This window comes from Bacillus thermozeamaize (genome assembly GCA_002159075.1).
In the GTDB taxonomy this organism is placed as follows: domain Bacteria; phylum Bacillota; class Bacilli; order ZCTH02-B2; family ZCTH02-B2; genus Bacillus_BB; species Bacillus_BB thermozeamaize.
Genome location: LZRT01000075.1, coordinates 15026 through 30919, shown reverse-complemented (window position 1 = coordinate 30919; position 15894 = coordinate 15026). Strand labels below are relative to the sequence as shown.

Sequence of the window (15894 nt, the reverse complement as noted above, 5' to 3'; positions counted from 1 at the left end):
ACATGATCCTCAGGGTGAAGCCGCCAAGCCGCTTCATCCCGAAAGCTGTTCAGCCCCTCAAGCTGTTTTGTTGTCATTGACGGTGATGGTGGCAAACATTGCTTGGTGGCCGATCCCGCAATATTCATGGCATAAGATGAGATACTCTCCCGGCTTGTTGAAGGTGTGGGTGAAGCGGTTGACGTGTCCCGGGATCAACATCATGTTGATGTTGGTTTTCGGAATGTACAGTCCGTGCACCACATCCGGCGAGGTGACCAGAAAATGGACAGTGGCACCGAGCGGAATGGTCATCTTGTTGGGCGTATATCCAAAGGCAAATCCGAGCATCACCGCCTCGTACTCATTTGGGCCCACCTTGTACAAACCCGGCTTGTTAAAAGGCGGCGAGGTCCGAACGGTCTGGGCGTCCACCATTTCCATATGACTTGGTGGTGTCTTGCCGACGATAAAGGCATAGCTTCCCAAGATGATCAAAAAAGCGACCAAAATCAGGCCGCCGAGAACGAGCCAGATTCGTTCATACCTATGTATGTGCAAGGCGTCTCACCCCAAGGCAAAAAGTATCCGGTTCGGCCAATGCGAATACGGACCAGGTTACGAGCGTTGTACAAACGTATAGAACATATAGCCCCATGCAGTAACGATGAACAGCCCTAACAAGATCGAGAGCAACAAAGTACCGCGGTAAGAGATTGACTCTTCCTGCGGTTCTTGCTCCTCTTCTGTTTTTGGAAACGGTTCGGCCATCCTTATACCTCCTTTCGTATTTTCTTTTCTTTAGATTGATCCGTTTCTTTCGGGATTATCCAGGCACGGGAAAAAATTCTTTGAATGCGTCCGTGATACAGATGACACAAACAAAAAATCCGCCGCTTCCAGCGTGTTCACGAACATCGTGAACAACCGGAACAGGCGGATGCGGGTTCAGCCAATGCGAGCGTTCTATTGGTCAGGTGCCAATGTATTGAGCATATAACCGGCGGGCGGTCACCAGATCGTCCGTGCCTTGGATGAGAACCCGGCCGTCGCGAAAGAGGACGAGGGAGTGGTTTTTCAGGTGGAGACGGACCAGAAAGCGGTTTTGTTCGATTCTGCCGTGTGGGGCCAGGCGACGGGCCAGTTCGTCCAAGTCATAGTTTAGGGGTTGAGCCGGCCGAATTTGGATGGTGTTTCTGCCGCACAACACGGTTTCCAGGCTGGTCGCCTCTTGCTCTTCAAGAAACCGGAACCGGCGCTGGACGCAAACCGGGCAATCGGGCGCTGTTTTGTCAGCGATCTGCAACCGGATGAAGTGATTGTTCCACAAGTCCACATGGGTGAGTTGTCCGCTCAGCTGCTGGTGATCGCCGACCAGGTATTTCAGCGCTTCCGTCGCCTGGATGGCCGTGATCAGATGGATGATGGGGCCGATCACCCCTGCTGTGTCACAGGTTTCGGTGCTTCCGGGAAGAGGAGGATCTGGAAAAAGGCAGGCCAGACAGGGGGTTTTTCCGGGGATAAACAAGGCGCTTGTCCCGGCGGCGCCGATGATTCCCCCATAAGCGTAGGGAATGCCGTATTTGACACTGACATCGTTGATCAGGTAACGGATTGAAAAATTGTCCGTACCGTCCAGGATGAGATCCACGCCGGTCAGCAATTCTTCTGCATTCTGCCAGGTGATATCCGCCACGTGCGGCTCGATTTGCACGCTGGAGTTGATCGCGGTCAACTTTTCCGCTGCGGCGATGGCTTTCGGCGTCATCTTTTGTGCGTCTTCTTCGTCAAAAAGCATTTGCCGCTGCAGGTTGCTCATCTCGACAAAGTCGCGGTCGACGATTCGGACATAGCCAACACCGGCCCGCACCATGTGATTGGCCAAGGCGGACCCCAATGCGCCCGCTCCCACGATCGCGACGCGGGATTGGCGCAGTTTGAGCTGTCCCTCCTCACCGATGGGCGCAAAGCGTATTTGTCGTGAATATCGCATCTGCTCTTCTTCGGTCAAGCCCTCTCCCTGTTTCCTTATCACCAGAGATGCTCCTTTCCGCGGCGGTGTCATTTCACGCATCGATATGCAAGCATCATGATATTCAAGCATCATTATATCAGAATGCCGCTTTCGCTCCATCCTGTCATACTCTTGTCAAGTTTGATCGAAATGCTCTGGAGGGCTTGGGAAGGTTGGATTATGGTATAATAACTGCAGCCTCGAGATTCGTGATGGAACGGTGGCGTGTCTTTCAGGCCGAGCATTTGGATGAGGAGGACCGAACGTGCATCCTGTGGCCAGGAAATGGAAACGGTTTTTCGTATCAACGCGGGCGTCTCGATTGCTGCTTTTCCTTTTTTGCTTTCATCTTTTCTGGATGGCGGGGCATGTTTTCGTTCCCGTGAAAGCTGCGGCCAACCAAGAGCAACCCGTCACGCGGGAACAGGTGCTGGATGTGGCCAAGGAACTGGTGACGCCCGGCGGCTGCCCATCTTTGACGCTCGCGGAATGCACTTTGCCTACGGCATTCAAGATTCGTGAGGAAATCGCCCAGATGCTGGCGCAAGGGATGGAAAAGGAAGAGATCATCGATGCCCTGGTGGCCAAGTACGGCAAAGCCATTCTGGGCGCTCCCGAGCGGACGGGCTGGGGACTTGTGATCTGGTATCTGCCTTACACGTTGATGGGGTTGGTGGCCGTCCTGTTGGGATTTTGGTTGTTCCGGAAGGCCCGACCCATTACGGTTTCAGAAAAAACGCCACCCCAGGAAAATGATGCCGAGGAGAAAGATATTCAGGAGATTTTGAAAAAATACTTGTGACGTTGTCTTCTCCACTCCATTCATTCAAGAACCTCCCGACGCAGGATGGCGGCATACACGGTTCGAAAAGATTTACATTTTACCTTGTGGTTTTATGTTTTTTTGGTTCATAAGTCCTCCTCTTAGCTACCATTGACACAACAGTTATCAATGATTAAAATCTAAATACAATTAAGGATAAAATTTGAAGGTGCGTGGCTCGATGTATAGTTTTAACTTTTTAAATATTATAATAACCATTTTGTTTTTTGTCGGTTGTCTATATCTTATAGGAAAATTTTTAAGGTGGATCATTCATAAGTAAACAAAACTTCATTCATCAATCGGCAAATGAGCAAGCCGTAAAAGACATTTACCTCATAAAAAACGTTTTGGGAACGCCTGCACATCGTGCAGGCTTTTTGGTTGAATGGGTCACAATTGCTTTGAATCGGTCGCAATTGCTAAAAAGAGGCAGGTATGACATGTTTTCAACGTGCGATCCTACCTGTTAGCAAGAGCATTTTTACATGATCAAGAACAAGGTGGGATGCATGATGGCCGAAACAATGCAGCATTCAACACGCAGCCTCTCTTACATTCGTTCCGAACTGAACAGGATTCAGACCATCGCTGGAACGTTGTCCAGCATTGAGAACCAGCATTTTCAGGATTTGACCAACCTGGGGGATGACCGTTTGAATCAGATCGCCGTGGAAGAGCAGAGCGCAGCCCGGCAGCTGGGCGAGGTCAAGCAAATCTGCATCGCGCTGGCTCAACAGGTGGAACAACTGGAAAAGAGTTTCCAACAGGGCACCGGAAATTAGGTGAAAACGATGTGGAAATTCTTAGCCAATCTCACCCGGAGCCTGATGAACGAAGTGACGGACAAAGCGGTCGAACGGATGGCCCGTGACCAGTACACGGAAAACCTGTTTGAACTGGTGCCGGTGGCGCGGAAGGTGGGGCCGATCAACCTGATGGAAACGGTGATGCGGGCGCACCTGGGTCAGCCGCCGGGCCGGCCGCTTGGCAGTCACCATCGCTTTTCGCCGTGGGAGAAGTTTTTGTTCAATCCCGTTCATCTCCATCGGTTCCCTACGCCAGAAGATGTATCCATCGCCACCTCGGTGACCATCGGCAAGCGAGCCAGAAAACCGTTGACCATTTCCATCCCGCTCATGATTGCAGCGATGTCATTCGGAGGCGCATTGAGCAAAAGCGCGAAAATCGCCTTGGCAAAGGGCGCCACGATGATCGGCACCGCCACCAATACGGGGGAAGCAGGACTGCTGAAAGAAGAACGGGAAGCGGCCGCTCTGCTCATCGGCCAGTACAACCGCGGGGGATGGCTGAATGCGCCGGAGAAGTACCGCCAGCTGGACGCGATTGAGATTCAGTTGGGGCAAGGGGCGCAAGGCTCTACACCGCAGCGGACGGCGGCGAAAAATATCGGTCCCGATTTCAGGGAAGCGTTTGAGTTGCAAGAAGGCGCCGCCGCCCAGATCCGTTCCCGGCTTCCTGGCGTGGACACGAAGGAGCAGTTCGTCGCTCTGGTCCGGCAACTGCGGCAGGAAACCGGCGTGCCGGTCGGACTGAAGATTGCCGCCACGCATTTTTTGGAACAGGAGTTGCAAATCGCGCTAGAGGCCGGGGTGGATTTTATCACGGTGGATGGTGCCGAAGGCGGGACGCATGCGGCTGCCCCGACATTGGAGGATGATTTGGGGCTGCCCACCCTGTTTGCGGTGACGCGAGCCGCCAAATTTTTGTGGAAAAAGAAAGCCATCGGCGACGTCAGCCTGATCGCGACAGGAGGATTGACTTCGCCGGGAGATTGCTTGAAGGCGATGGCACTCGGTGCGGATGCTGTCTATTTGGGGACGCTGGCGGTGATGGCGCTGGTAGGGGATCAGATGGCCAAGACCCTGCCGTATGAAGCGCCGACCAGCCTGGTGGTGTATAACGCCAAAATGACGGACAAACTGGATATTGAACGCAGTGCCCGGAACTTGTTTCGGTTTTTGAATGCCATGGTCAGGGAGATGGAGATGGTCTGCGTCTCATTGGGAAAGACCAGTTTGCAGGACGTGACCCGGTCCGATCTTTGCACACTGGATCCCTTCCTGGCCAAAGCCACTGGCGTGGAACTGGCCTATGTTTCGCACGATGAACAGGAAGCGTACTACCGCCGCCTGTTTCAGCCGGCAGGCCGGATCTACCCCTATGAGAAGGAACCGTTTGCCAACCCGACGCCGCCCTCTGACGAAGTGGAACAGCCGCCATTTCACTGAACGGTTGAGGCGGTGTGGCGTCTTCGGCAAACGTTTGGCAGAGACATCGCCATCCATTGTTGTGGATGGCGATGTCTGTGTTCTCGCATGTGTTACGCCTGTTTTATTTGATGACCTCGGAGAGAACCTGTTCGATTTCCTTCAGGGACATCGGGCCCTGCTTTCGATAGGTGATCTGTCCCGTTTCGTCAAGGACAAAACTGGTCGGGATGCCGGTGATCTGATAATCCTTGGCGGCTTTGCCTTTATCGTCAAACAGGTTCAGATAAGTGACCCGGTATTGCTGAATAAAACGTTCCGCATCTTCCCGGCTATCTTGTTTCGTCAGATTGATCCCGACAAACTGGACTTGATTTCCAAACCGTTTTTCGGCTTCAACCAGATCCGGCATCTCGATTTGGCAAGGCCCGCACCAGGATGCCCAAAAGTTGAGGAGGAGAGGTTTCCCCTGCAACTGTTTCAGCGTCACGGTCTTTCCTTCTGTGCTGACGAGTTTGAACCCTGGAGCCAGATGACCTTCCAGCGGCAACCGTGATTGCGCATTGATCAGGCCATCTGAGAAGCTGAACTGGTAGAGCAGCACCCCGGCTCCGATCAGCAAGAGGAGCAGGATGAAGACACGTTGGCGGGTTTTCATGTTTGACGCACTCCTTTGACGCACTCCTTTGACGCATTCGCTCTAAAGTCAATTTATCATGGCGTGAATCCATTGTAAAATAAGGAGGAACGACAGTTTGGTGAACAGCCAGGAAACGGGCAGTTGAAGAAACGGGGTGGGGGAATGATCATCCGGCGCGAACCGGAAGGGCTATATCTCTTCGCACAGGACGACCATGCCAAGGTCTCGGGGGAAATGGCCTCCTTTTGGGGAAATGATGATTTTAAGCCGCTGTCAGACGAGTATCGTGAGGCCGTGATTTTGGCGGCGAGGATGCATGACTGCGGGTGGCGGCGGGCCGATCGGCAGATCCTGCTGAATCCCGCAGGTGAACCCTATGATTTCGTCGCGTATCCGCTGGCCGAGCGGTTGTCGGTCTACCGGCAAGGGGTGGACGAGGTGGAGCGTGAGCATGCCTATGCCGCCTTGTTGTGCAGTCTCCATTACGCACGCTTTATTCAGGCGATGCGTTCGTTGACAGGAAGGGAAAAGGAGCAGGCGCGGATGTATCTCCATTCGGAAGCGGAGCGCCGGCGCCGTCTTGTCATGCAACTGGCCCATTCATCGACGCCAGCCGCTTTCCGGCCTGACGGTCAAATGGACGAGTTGACCGAGTATCACTTTGCGCTTCTCAGATTGTGGGACTTGTTGTCGCTGCTCTTGTGCATGACAACGCCAGGAAGCCGGCCTGACACCTGGGGGGCGTGGTTTGCCCGGGGGGAGATCGGGATGCCGGCATCCCCCGGAGCGGAGCGGATAGTCCGGGTGCGATGGCACGGAAACGACCGCATCCTGCTGGAACCGTTTCCCTTTTCAGCGCCCTTTCAAGTCACCCTGCCCTTCCGGTTGCTGGATTGGAACGCCCTCCAGACGGCCGAACACGTTCATGAGGCATTTCGCAGTGCGGAACAGAGAGCAATGAAAATCTGGCTCTGTGATCGCCCTTAAGTTCATCAGTCTTTCATAAATGGCAGCTGTTTGCTATTGCAATGACCCAAGCGTTTCGATTAAAATACAAGTACAACAGCATCCTGCGATGCCCGTCAGTCTCACTTTGTTTCGAACCGTACCATGACACGAGGGAATCCTATATCAGGTTGCCTATGGCAGGCCTGCACGTCAGGACGTCAGAAGCAGCCTTGCGGATACCCACCTGCGAGAGCGGGTTCGTGAAACAACTGAGACGACGGCATGGTGGGAAGTACTCGCGAAGGAAGGCCTTCCTGCGAAGGAGGCTTTTTTTATTTGCTTTGCTGTCAAACCTTTCTACGCAATGGGAAAATCCTGAGGATTTATGTATAATGGACTTGTAACATAAGGGAATGGAGGAGCCAGGATGGAAGAAGTATTGATTGTATCAGGTGCACGGACCCCTTTCGGTACGTATGGAGGTTCATTGAAAGACGTGGATTCCACAGAATTGGGTGTGATAGCCAGCAAGGGGGCGATTGAGCGGGCCGGGATTCCCGTCGAGGAAATCGACAATGCCGTCTTTGGAAATGTCATTCAATCTTCGACCAACTCGCCGTATATTGCCCGTCACATCGCCTTGAAGGCGGGACTGCCCATTCATTCGGCGGCGTTGACTGTCAACCGGTTGTGCGGTTCGGGACTGCAGGCGGTTGTCTCGGCAGCCCAGAGCATCCGCCTTGGGGAATCGCATGTGAGCTTGGTCGGCGGAACCGAAAGCATGAGCCAGGCGCCCTATATGCTGCGCAATGTCCGGTTTGGCGGCGGCCCCAAGATGGACGATATGCTGACAGCGGCCCTTACCGATGAGTATTGCGGAACGGGAATGGGCGTCACGGCGGAAAATCTGGCCAAAAAGTACCAGATCAGCCGCGAAGAACAGGATCAGTTTGCCTACGAAAGCCATATGCGTGCAGCAAAGGCGCGGGAAAGCGGCAAACTGGCGGAAGAGATTGTTCCCGTCACCGTAAAGGGACGCAAGGGACAAGAGACGGTGGTCGCTGAAGATGAGCATATCCGCCCGGATACGACGTTGGATAAGCTTGCGCGCCTGAAGCCGGTCTTTTTGAGCGATGGGACGGTGACGGCAGGAAACTCCAGCGGGATCAACGATGGAGCGGCGGCACTGATTGTGGCCAGCGAGTCCTATGTCTCGAGGAAGGGATTAAAGCCCTTGGCCCGTCTGGTTTCCTGGGCAGTGGCGGGGGTGGAGCCCTCGATCATGGGCATCGGCCCGGTGGCCGCGTCAAAAATCGCTCTCGAGCGGGCAGGCCTGACCATTGACGACATGGACTTGGTGGAGATAAACGAAGCTTTTGCCGCCCAGTACCTGTCTGTAGAAAAAGAATTGGGCCTGGACCGGAACAAGACCAACGTCAACGGCGGGGCCATCGCCTTGGGCCACCCTGTGGGAGCCAGCGGGGCACGCATCCTGTTGACCTTGATCTATGAACTCAAACGCCGGCAGGCGAAGCGTGGTCTGGCTTCGCTGTGCATCGGCGGCGGGCAAGGGATTACGGCCATCGTCGAAATGCTTTAATGCTGCCGCAAGCTGGATTCATGTGGCCGCCGGAGCTGAGGCATACTGAAGATAGATGTCCTTGATGGTTTGAAGGGCTTCGTTGAAGTTTTCGGCTGACACCGGCTGAAACGAGACCGGATATTGTTTCATGGAATGCTGGTAACGGGGATCGTAGTAGTGATGCAGGCAGAGTTCCACCACTTTCGAATAGGCCCGTTTTTCCAATGCCTCGTAAAGTTCGGCCCGCACGGCCGGTGTCAGCCTTTTTTCAATCCGTGAAACGGCTTGTTTCACTTCGCGGTGAAACTGTTCCAAATCGGTCGCCGCCTGGGTGTACATGTGGAGGATCCGCTGCACCCGTACCGGAATGCTGGCATACAAAAGCAGGTGGGTTCCGCGGATTTGGGCTTCCATCATCGCCTCCGGGATGACAACCTTGCCAATCCGTTTTCCCTCTCCTTCGATAATACACAGCGGAGAGCCGCTCAGACCTCTCAACGCTTGAAACAAGAAGGCATCAAAAGTCCGCTGATTTCGCGGATTCAGGTTGCCGATCGTGCCAAAGGCAGAGCCGCGATGCTGGGCCAGATCTTCCAGGTCGATGACAGGGTAGCCCTCTTCCCTTAATCGCTGGATGAGCATGGTCTTGCCGACGCCTGTCATCCCGTGAAGGACGAGAAAATGGGGGTATGTGGCGGATTCTTCCAAGGTCTGTACGACCAGATTCCGGTAAGCGCGATAGCCTCCTTCCAGACGGCAGACGGGGATGCCGACCAGGTCAAGAAAGGTGGCCACCGCCTTGCTTCGCATTCCCCCGCGCCAGCAGAAGATGAGCGGTTCTTCATGCGGTTGGAGATGGGATTGAATGGTTTGAATGAGCTGCGGGATTTTCGGGGAGACAATTTCAACCCCTTTTCGAATGGCCGCTTCCTGTCCTTGGCGGGCATAGGTCAGACCGACGACAGCGCGTTCCTCGTCATCAAAAAGGGGCACATTTTGCGCAAAGGGAACGGGGCTTTCCTGAACTTCTTGCGGAGAACGGACGTCAATCCAGCGCAGATGGGGTTGTGCGAGTGCTTCAGCGGGTGTGATTTCTCGGATCATCTGTCAATTCACCTGTTTTGTATAAACTAGCTATTTGAGAATAAACCAACCAAATGATGTTTTGGCCGAAAGGAAAAAGCCGGAAGAGCTCCCGGCTTTTTTCCACATCCTCCTTCATGGAGTGGTTCATTAGCGGTTTTTGAAAAAGTCGGCGTTCTTTTGGATAAATTCTTTTTCCTCTTCGGGGACAAAGTCCTCCATGTAAATGGCGTTTACGGGGCATTCCACTTCACAGGCACCACAGTCGATGCAGACGTCCGGGTCAATATAATACTGATCCTCTCCTTCATGAATGGCGTCAACCGGACATACCTGTACGCAGGAGGCATCTTTCACCCCGATACATGCTGATGTAATGACAAAAGCCATGAATAATTTCCCCCTTTGATTTTCTCACATATACTACATATTCGTTGCCCTAGAAGAAAATCCTTCTATAGTATTGTAGGTCTGGCCAATTTCTTTATCTTCATACTATAGAAAACCGACATAAACTGTCAAGGTTCGTCTCTTCGAATCATTTTCTCCAGGAAATCTGCGGATTATGCGTTCCCCGGTTCCCCTGGCATATTTCATCACCAATAAAGCGGCGGCTTTCTTCTCATACTAAGGACGGGTCAGAAAGAAAAAAGGCCCGTCGAAAGAAGGGGGGCTTTCTAGTGACAGATCAGGTCGAGTCGGAGCAGGAACGAATTACCAGTAACCTGAATGAACCGGTTCAGGCGGATGAGCCCGTCCAGACAAATGAAATGGATCACCCTTTGGAAGTGGTTACAAATGAAGTCGGCGGGGAAGAGAACCGGTTTAAACCGGATATGGAGGCTGCCAACGAAATCTCCCCCGCATTGCCTGATACGGCATTAGGCCGGGAGCGAAACGGGGAACCGGAACCCGCGCGCAACGCTCGCCGTGGGGAACATCAGGAACGGGACGGGGAAGGAATCAGCGGACAAGGCTTGGGCTGGACAGGACTGGTATTGTCGATTCTGGCTTTTTTTATCTTCCCGATACTGTTTGGGATTGCCGGCGTGGCCTTCGGGTTCTTCGGGTACCGGCAGGGTGCCCAGACGCTGGGAATTTGGGCAATGGTTTTAGGCGGTTTGGCCGTTTTGGGGTCGATTCTCTTTTCGCCTTATTTTGTCAGGTGACCAATCAAAAGACCACTTCCCTCTGCAGCGGTTAAGGGAAGTGGTTTTTTTGCGGATGGCGGGTTTTCATAAACCCATGATTTCCTATGGGCGGTGAGACGGATGAACGACACGAGATTTGTCTGACTGTTGGAGGGTGATTTTTTGATCGTCCCATTTTTCTAGAAGCGGGATGAGATATTTTCGCGAGAGTGGGAACAGGTCCTTGATATCCTGAACGGTGAAAGGGGCTCCTCCCGCATAGGTTTGGATTAATCGCCGGGTGGCGGATTGATAGGCTTCCCTGTGCATGGAGAACTTCTCGGTGATTTTGATCAGTTCTCCCGTCTCCTCCAGGTAACTGCGCAGCTCTTCTTTCAAAGAACTGGGAACATGCAATTCCTGGCACAACTTGTCCCAGTCTTCTGGCATTAACCCCTGTTCCCTGAGCCGTTCCAACAGCTGTTGGACGATCGGTTGCAGTTTTGGGGCCAGCTGGGGCCGAAAAGCGAAAAGGCGGATCAATTGGCCCTGAGTTTCAATGACGTGCCGATTTTCCATCTCTTGAAGAAACGCCTGCACCGCTTTTTGCTTCCATTTCGGGAGGAGTTTTTGCACGGTCTCCATTTTGGGAGCGCCGCTGCGCAACGGATAGCTGTTGTGATATTGCTCCAGGTAGGCTCGCAATTCTTTTTCCAGAGCCGTCAAATGTCCGGCAGTAATAAAGAAGGTTTCATCATCCGATACAAGGCCCTGGATTTGTCCGCTTGCGAGCAATTGTTGAAGCGGTTCGTCCAATTCCGGCTTGGGAATTTGCAATTGCCGGCTCAATTCATCGGACGTTGCGATGCGCAGGCTGTCCAGTTGCTGCAGTACCAGTTCCGATGTGCTTCCTTTGCTCTTCTGTTCCAGAAGGCGAACCGTTTCGATGCGGTGTTTATGGCGCGGGGGATGGGGGTCCAAGATCCAGCCGCCACCAATGGTGGTGGCTGGCGTGGCACGGCGAAGGATGAATCGCTGTTTCCTGCTGGCTACGATGGGCTCCTCCAGGACAAGCTGGCAGAGCACCGTATCGCCAGGTTGAACGGTTTTTCGATCATAAAGAACCAACCGGGCCATCACTTCGCTGGTGCCGATGTGGAGCTTGACAGGACTGTTTTGTTTCAGCGCAAAATCGAGCTCTTTCAGATAGTGCAGCTCGATGTCCAGCCGTTCCGTCGGCTCCCACTTCCCCGGGGTGACCAGTGTGTCTCCCCGCTGGACTTCCTCCAGCTCAACCCCGGTGATGTTCAGCGCTGCGCGTTGGCCGGCGACGGCCCGTTTCACAGAGTGGCCGTGTACCTGGATGCTGCGTACCCGCACTTTTTTCCGTTTGGGCATCAGTTCCAGCTCATCACCGACCGATATCGCACCGGAGTAGATGGTCCCTGTGACGACGGTGCCGATTCCTTTCAAGGTGAAGACGCGATCAAGCGGATGAAAGGTATAGCCTGTGACCGGCCGCGGCGTCACCTTCTTCAGTTCCTGTTCAATGAGGTGTTTCAGTTCCTCTACTCCCGCCCCGGTGACGCTGGAGACAGGCTGGATGGGCGCATCCGCAAACAGGGTTCCTTGCAGATTTTCCCGAACGTCCTCGCATACCAGTTCCAGCAATTCTTCGTCGACCAGATCCACTTTGCTGATCACGATGATTCCGTGTTGCACCCCGAGCAATTCGACGATTTGAACGTGTTCCCTGGTTTGCGGCATGATTCCTTCATCCGCTGCGATGACCAAGAGCACCAGATCCATTCCGCCGACTCCGGAAACCATGTGGCGGATAAACCGTTCATGCCCGGGGACGTCCACAATGGATACCTGTTGGCCGCCGGGGAGAAGTAAAGGGGCAAACCCCAATTCAATCGAGATGGACCTTTCTTTTTCTTCCTTGAGGCGGTCCGTGTTGACTCCCGTTAAGGCTTGAGTCAGTGTCGTCTTTCCGTGATCAATATGGCCGGCTGTTCCGATGACATAATGAGGCAAACCCGTGTGATCCAACCCACTTCCCCCCGTTCTTTCATACCCACTTGGATTATAGACGAGGCGGGCAGGGGTTTCAATCACAGAAGGTCAGACGCGAATCTGGACGCGGTAATGGCGGAGCCAAAAGTCGACCTGGATGAGATAGGCGAACAGTTGAGGGATGTTCATCAGTTGGCCGAACCAGGGGAGATGGAGCTGTTCCGCGCGAGCGGCAAGTTCCCGGACGACGGCTGGCTGAATGAGCGGCAGCAAGGGTGAGCCGGAATCGTCCAGTATCTCCAGCAGGCGTTGGCGCACCGCATGCAAATAGTCGGGATGGTAGGTCTTTGGGAATGGGCTTTTCCGACGGTATAATACATCCTCCGGCAGGTATCCTTTCATGAGGCGACGAAGGATGCCTTTTGCATATCCGTCCACTTTTTTGAATTCCCAAGGGATGTTCCATACATATTCGACCAGCTGGTGATCGGCAAAGGGCGTGCGGATTTCAATGCCGGCTGCTGTCCCCATTCGATCCTGGCGGTCGATTAGCACCGGCATCCACCGGGTCAGGGTCAAGTAGGATAATTCCCGCGAGCGCGCTTCTTCGCCCGTTTCTCCTTCTAATCGCGGCACTTCACGGAGTGCCTCTTCATACCGGTGACGCAGATAATCTTCGGGCTGAATCAGTTTTTTCAATTCGGGGGAAAGAAGATGCAGCCTTTCCGCCACTTTCAGTGACCAGGGAAACGTAGTGGCTTTGCGGGCATGTTCCCAGAAGAACCAGGGGTATCCGCCAAACACTTCGTCGGCGCATTCCCCCGAAAGCACAATCGCGGCGTCGCGTTTGATTTCCCGGCAGAACAGGTACAGGGAGGTGTCGATGTCTGCCATACCGGGCAAATCGCGCAGGATCACCCCTTGATCCAGCGTTTCCGCCAGCGCAACCGGGTCGAGGAGGACGGAGCGGTGTTGGGTATCCAATGCCGAAACCATGCGGGGGATCCAGGCGGCATCCGGTTCCGGCTGATATTCATTGGCCGTAAAATACTGAGCGTTATCCCGGTAATCGACAGAATAGGTGACCAGCTTATGGCCGGAGGTTTGCTGATAGTGCCGTGCCGCAATCGCCGCGAGGCTGCTGGAATCCAGGCCGCCGGAGAGCATGCTGCCTACCGGTTGTTCTGCCGCAAGTTGCCGTTTTACTGCCGCAAAAAACAGGTGGCGGAGATGCTCGACCGTCGCTTCCAGATTTTCCTGGTGCGGTTGGCTCTGCAGTGACCAGTAGGCTGACGTGCGCAGTCCCTGGCGATTGTAGAGGAGGGCGTGTCCGGGCTTGAGTTCCTTTATCTGCCGGAAGATGCCGTTTCCCGGCGTTCGGTTGGGGCCGATGACGAAGATTTCAGCCAGTCCTTCTGCATCGACCACCGGCTGTATCTCCGGGTGCGCCAAGATCGCCTTGATTTCCGACCCGAAGGCAAAACCTGTGCCATGAAGCGCGTAAAACAACGGTTTGACGCCAAGGCGATCGCGCGCGAGAAACAGTTGCTCATTTCCCTCGTCCCAAATGGCAAAGGCAAAAACCCCGTTGAACCGTTCCAGGCAGGCGGCTCCCCATTGGATGTAGGAACGGAGAATGACTTCAGGCGTGTTGGTTCCTTGGGTGTTTCCCGTACCGGTTTTCCCCGCGTGAGTAAAGGGGTGCCCCAATTCCAAGAGGTCTTTTTGCAGCTGCTTGGCGTTATACAATGTCCCGTTGCAGACGATGACATAGCGCTGATGGCCGTGTTGAATGACAAGGGGCTGCATGACATCGTCCTCTGAAATCCGCAGATGGCAGTATACCAAGCTGGCATGCCCGGAAAACCACCAGCCGCGATCGTCGGGGCCGCGCTGACTTAATGCTTCACCCATGGCATGAATCACGTTTTGCTGTATCGATGATGCCATGTTCCAGTCAATCCATCCCGCTATCCCACTCATGTCGATTCCTCCCGATGATCAGGATGACCCCTCCGGAGAATCCGGAAGGGGATCTTCCCTACACACTATGCCTGCAGACTGGAACATGTGCGCTGGCCTAATCTTGCTCAAAGTGATACGAAATCGCGGCAAGCCCGTACAATGATGCCGTTTCGGTGCGCAAGATGCGCCTTCCGAGCGAGACGGCTTTCATCCCGCAGGTCACGCTTCTTTGCACTTCCTCTAGCTCGAACCCCCCCTCTGGGCCGATGGCCAGGAAAATCTTTCCTCCCGGGGGGCAAGCGGGAAGGACTTGGCTTAAGGGGACGGTTCCTTCTCCTTCGTATGCGATCATCGCCAGATCCGCTTCGCGGCTTTTGGCGATCAGTTCGTTCCAGTTCATCGGTGTTGTGATCACTGGAATAAAACTGCGTTGCGCCTGTTCGGCCGCCTCTTTGGCAATGCGTTGCCAGCGGCTGAGCCGTTTGCGGATTTTTTGCTCATTCCATTGCACGATCGTCCGCGCCGAGGAAAAAGGAATGATGCATCCGGCGCCCAGCTCCGTGCATTTTTGTATGATCCAATCCATCTTATCTCCTTTGGGGAGGCTTTGGGCGATCGTGACGTGAACCGGAAGTTCCCGGCGGATGGGCAACTCCTCGAGGATCTTGGCAAACACTGCCTGTTCTTGATGCGAATCGATTTCCGCAAGCACATCCCGTCCCTGCCCGTTGCTGCAGATGATGCGATCGCCCTTGCGCATGCGTATGACACGGATGAGATGGGCCGCGTCATCTCCCTCAATCACGACCGTATGGCTGGACATTTGCTCCGGCTTGACAAAATATCGTTGCATGTTTCCTCCTTGTTTTGTACTGGTTTGATTGTTTATTAGTACCACCTTGCGTCATTTTTGACAATAGCGGGTATAAAACGCTCGCAAGAAGTGCAATTTAATCCATGTTGGGTTGTCCCCGACAAGAACGAACAGGAGGAGGCATCGCAAGGTGAGCAACGTGCAACAGCAACTACAGCAGGTCAAGGCTGCGGCGCAACAGGCACAACAAGCCGTGCAGCAGGCCCAGGCGATGAACAATCCGCAACAGCTTCAACAAGCGCAGCAGCAATTACAGCAAGCGCAACAACAATTGCAGCAGGCGCAGCAGCAGTTGCAGCAAATTGAAAACCAGGTGGATGCGCAGGAGCTACTGCAAGCACAGGCACAATTGCAACAGGCACAACAACAATTGCAGCAGGCGCAACAATATATCCAATGAGCGGATGCAGGGAAGAGACGGCGAATCTCTTCCCTGTTCCATTTTCTGTGCTCCATTTTTGTGATTGACAGAGTTCCGAAAAAAATGATATGTAATGTATATCAATGTGAGAGAAACGAAGAAATGATAAGCTAGATTGAGATAATTTATAAAAATTGAATTGAAAACGCTTTCTTACTACATGCAATTTTCTAACATGAATTGCC

General features: G+C 53.7%; 15 protein-coding genes and 1 other RNA gene. 8 read left to right on the top strand and 8 right to left on the bottom strand.

Annotated features, from left to right (window positions below; all coding sequences use genetic code 11):
• Window positions 1–57 precede the first annotated feature (57 nt).
• Window positions 58–540: a cytochrome C oxidase subunit II gene (locus BAA01_12600; protein ID OUM87445.1), complete on the bottom strand. Its 483-nt coding sequence runs from the start codon at window positions 538–540 to the stop codon at window positions 58–60.
• Window positions 541–952: 412 nt separating this feature from the next.
• The gene (locus BAA01_12595) at window positions 953–1972 is read right to left on the bottom strand and encodes a thiamine biosynthesis protein ThiF (GenBank protein ID OUM87486.1); all 1020 of its coding nucleotides are present in this window, start codon (window positions 1970–1972) and stop codon (window positions 953–955) included.
• 286 nt (window positions 1973–2258) lie between these two features.
• On the opposite strand from BAA01_12595, the gene BAA01_12590 reads away from it, so the two are divergent.
• From BAA01_12590 to BAA01_12580, 3 genes are all read left to right on the top strand, one after another.
• Entirely contained in the window at window positions 2259–2795 is a 537-nt protein-coding gene (locus BAA01_12590) for a hypothetical protein (GenBank protein OUM87444.1), read from the top strand.
• Window positions 2796–3331: 536 nt separating this feature from the next.
• On the top strand, window positions 3332–3601 hold the full coding sequence (locus BAA01_12585) for a hypothetical protein (GenBank protein ID OUM87443.1): 270 nt from the start codon (window positions 3332–3334) through the stop codon (window positions 3599–3601).
• 9 nt (window positions 3602–3610) lie between these two features.
• A complete protein-coding gene (locus tag BAA01_12580) occupies window positions 3611–5068 on the top strand; it encodes a glutamate synthase (protein OUM87442.1) in 1458 nt (485 codons plus the stop codon).
• Window positions 5069–5171: 103 nt separating this feature from the next.
• Here BAA01_12580 and BAA01_12575 read toward each other — a convergent pair whose 3' ends face one another.
• On the bottom strand, window positions 5172–5705 hold the full coding sequence (locus tag BAA01_12575; GenBank protein OUM87441.1) for a hypothetical protein: 534 nt from the start codon (window positions 5703–5705) through the stop codon (window positions 5172–5174).
• 144 nt (window positions 5706–5849) lie between these two features.
• Between BAA01_12575 and BAA01_12570 the strand changes: the two genes are divergently transcribed.
• From BAA01_12570 to BAA01_12560, 3 genes are all read left to right on the top strand, one after another.
• Window positions 5850–6674 (top strand): hypothetical protein, encoded by an 825-nt coding sequence (locus tag BAA01_12570; GenBank protein ID OUM87440.1) that lies wholly within the window; start codon window positions 5850–5852, stop codon window positions 6672–6674.
• Between the two features lie 77 nt (window positions 6675–6751).
• Window positions 6752–6931: non-coding RNA, 6S RNA (ssrS, locus tag BAA01_12565), on the top strand.
• 131 nt (window positions 6932–7062) lie between these two features.
• The gene (locus tag BAA01_12560) at window positions 7063–8235 is read left to right on the top strand and encodes a beta-ketoadipyl CoA thiolase (protein OUM87439.1); all 1173 of its coding nucleotides are present in this window, start codon (window positions 7063–7065) and stop codon (window positions 8233–8235) included.
• A gap of 18 nt (window positions 8236–8253) precedes the next feature.
• Here BAA01_12560 and BAA01_12555 read toward each other — a convergent pair whose 3' ends face one another.
• Window positions 8254–9318, bottom strand: coding sequence for a tRNA 2-selenouridine(34) synthase MnmH (locus BAA01_12555; protein ID OUM87485.1), 1065 nt, complete (start codon window positions 9316–9318; stop codon window positions 8254–8256).
• 132 nt (window positions 9319–9450) lie between these two features.
• Entirely contained in the window at window positions 9451–9690 is a 240-nt protein-coding gene (locus BAA01_12550; protein ID OUM87438.1) for a 4Fe-4S ferredoxin, read from the bottom strand.
• Window positions 9691–9980: 290 nt separating this feature from the next.
• Between BAA01_12550 and BAA01_12545 the strand changes: the two genes are divergently transcribed.
• Window positions 9981–10469: a hypothetical protein gene (locus BAA01_12545; GenBank protein OUM87437.1), complete on the top strand. Its 489-nt coding sequence runs from the start codon at window positions 9981–9983 to the stop codon at window positions 10467–10469.
• Window positions 10470–10553: 84 nt separating this feature from the next.
• On the opposite strand, the gene BAA01_12540 is transcribed toward BAA01_12545, so the two are convergent.
• From BAA01_12540 to BAA01_12530, 3 genes are all read right to left on the bottom strand, one after another.
• Window positions 10554–12470: a selenocysteine-specific translation elongation factor gene (locus BAA01_12540; protein OUM87484.1), complete on the bottom strand. Its 1917-nt coding sequence runs from the start codon at window positions 12468–12470 to the stop codon at window positions 10554–10556.
• Window positions 12471–12557: 87 nt separating this feature from the next.
• Entirely contained in the window at window positions 12558–14432 is a 1875-nt protein-coding gene (locus tag BAA01_12535) for an asparagine synthase (glutamine-hydrolyzing) (protein OUM87436.1), read from the bottom strand.
• A gap of 97 nt (window positions 14433–14529) precedes the next feature.
• Entirely contained in the window at window positions 14530–15267 is a 738-nt protein-coding gene (locus tag BAA01_12530; GenBank protein OUM87435.1) for a hypothetical protein, read from the bottom strand.
• Window positions 15268–15418: 151 nt separating this feature from the next.
• On the opposite strand from BAA01_12530, the gene BAA01_12525 reads away from it, so the two are divergent.
• Window positions 15419–15688 (top strand): hypothetical protein, encoded by a 270-nt coding sequence (locus BAA01_12525; protein ID OUM87434.1) that lies wholly within the window; start codon window positions 15419–15421, stop codon window positions 15686–15688.
• Window positions 15689–15894 lie beyond the last annotated feature (206 nt).

What these genes read in the sequence shown, in the direction of transcription:
- BAA01_12575 (OUM87441.1), bottom strand. Translation starts at nt 5,705, where the DNA reads ATGAAAACCCGCCAACGTGTCTTCATCCTGCTCCTCTTGCTGATCGGA.
- BAA01_12530 (OUM87435.1), bottom strand. Translation starts at nt 15,267, where the DNA reads ATGCAACGATATTTTGTCAAGCCGGAGCAAATGTCCAGCCATACGGTC.
- BAA01_12550 (OUM87438.1), bottom strand. Translation starts at nt 9,690, where the DNA reads ATGGCTTTTGTCATTACATCAGCATGTATCGGGGTGAAAGATGCCTCC.
- BAA01_12560 (OUM87439.1), top strand. Translation starts at nt 7,063, where the DNA reads ATGGAAGAAGTATTGATTGTATCAGGTGCACGGACCCCTTTCGGTACG.
- BAA01_12595 (OUM87486.1), bottom strand. Translation starts at nt 1,972, where the DNA reads ATGCGATATTCACGACAAATACGCTTTGCGCCCATCGGTGAGGAGGGA.
- BAA01_12585 (OUM87443.1), top strand. Translation starts at nt 3,332, where the DNA reads ATGGCCGAAACAATGCAGCATTCAACACGCAGCCTCTCTTACATTCGT.
- BAA01_12570 (OUM87440.1), top strand. Translation starts at nt 5,850, where the DNA reads ATGATCATCCGGCGCGAACCGGAAGGGCTATATCTCTTCGCACAGGAC.
- BAA01_12535 (OUM87436.1), bottom strand. Translation starts at nt 14,432, where the DNA reads ATGAGTGGGATAGCGGGATGGATTGACTGGAACATGGCATCATCGATA.
- BAA01_12580 (OUM87442.1), top strand. Translation starts at nt 3,611, where the DNA reads ATGTGGAAATTCTTAGCCAATCTCACCCGGAGCCTGATGAACGAAGTG.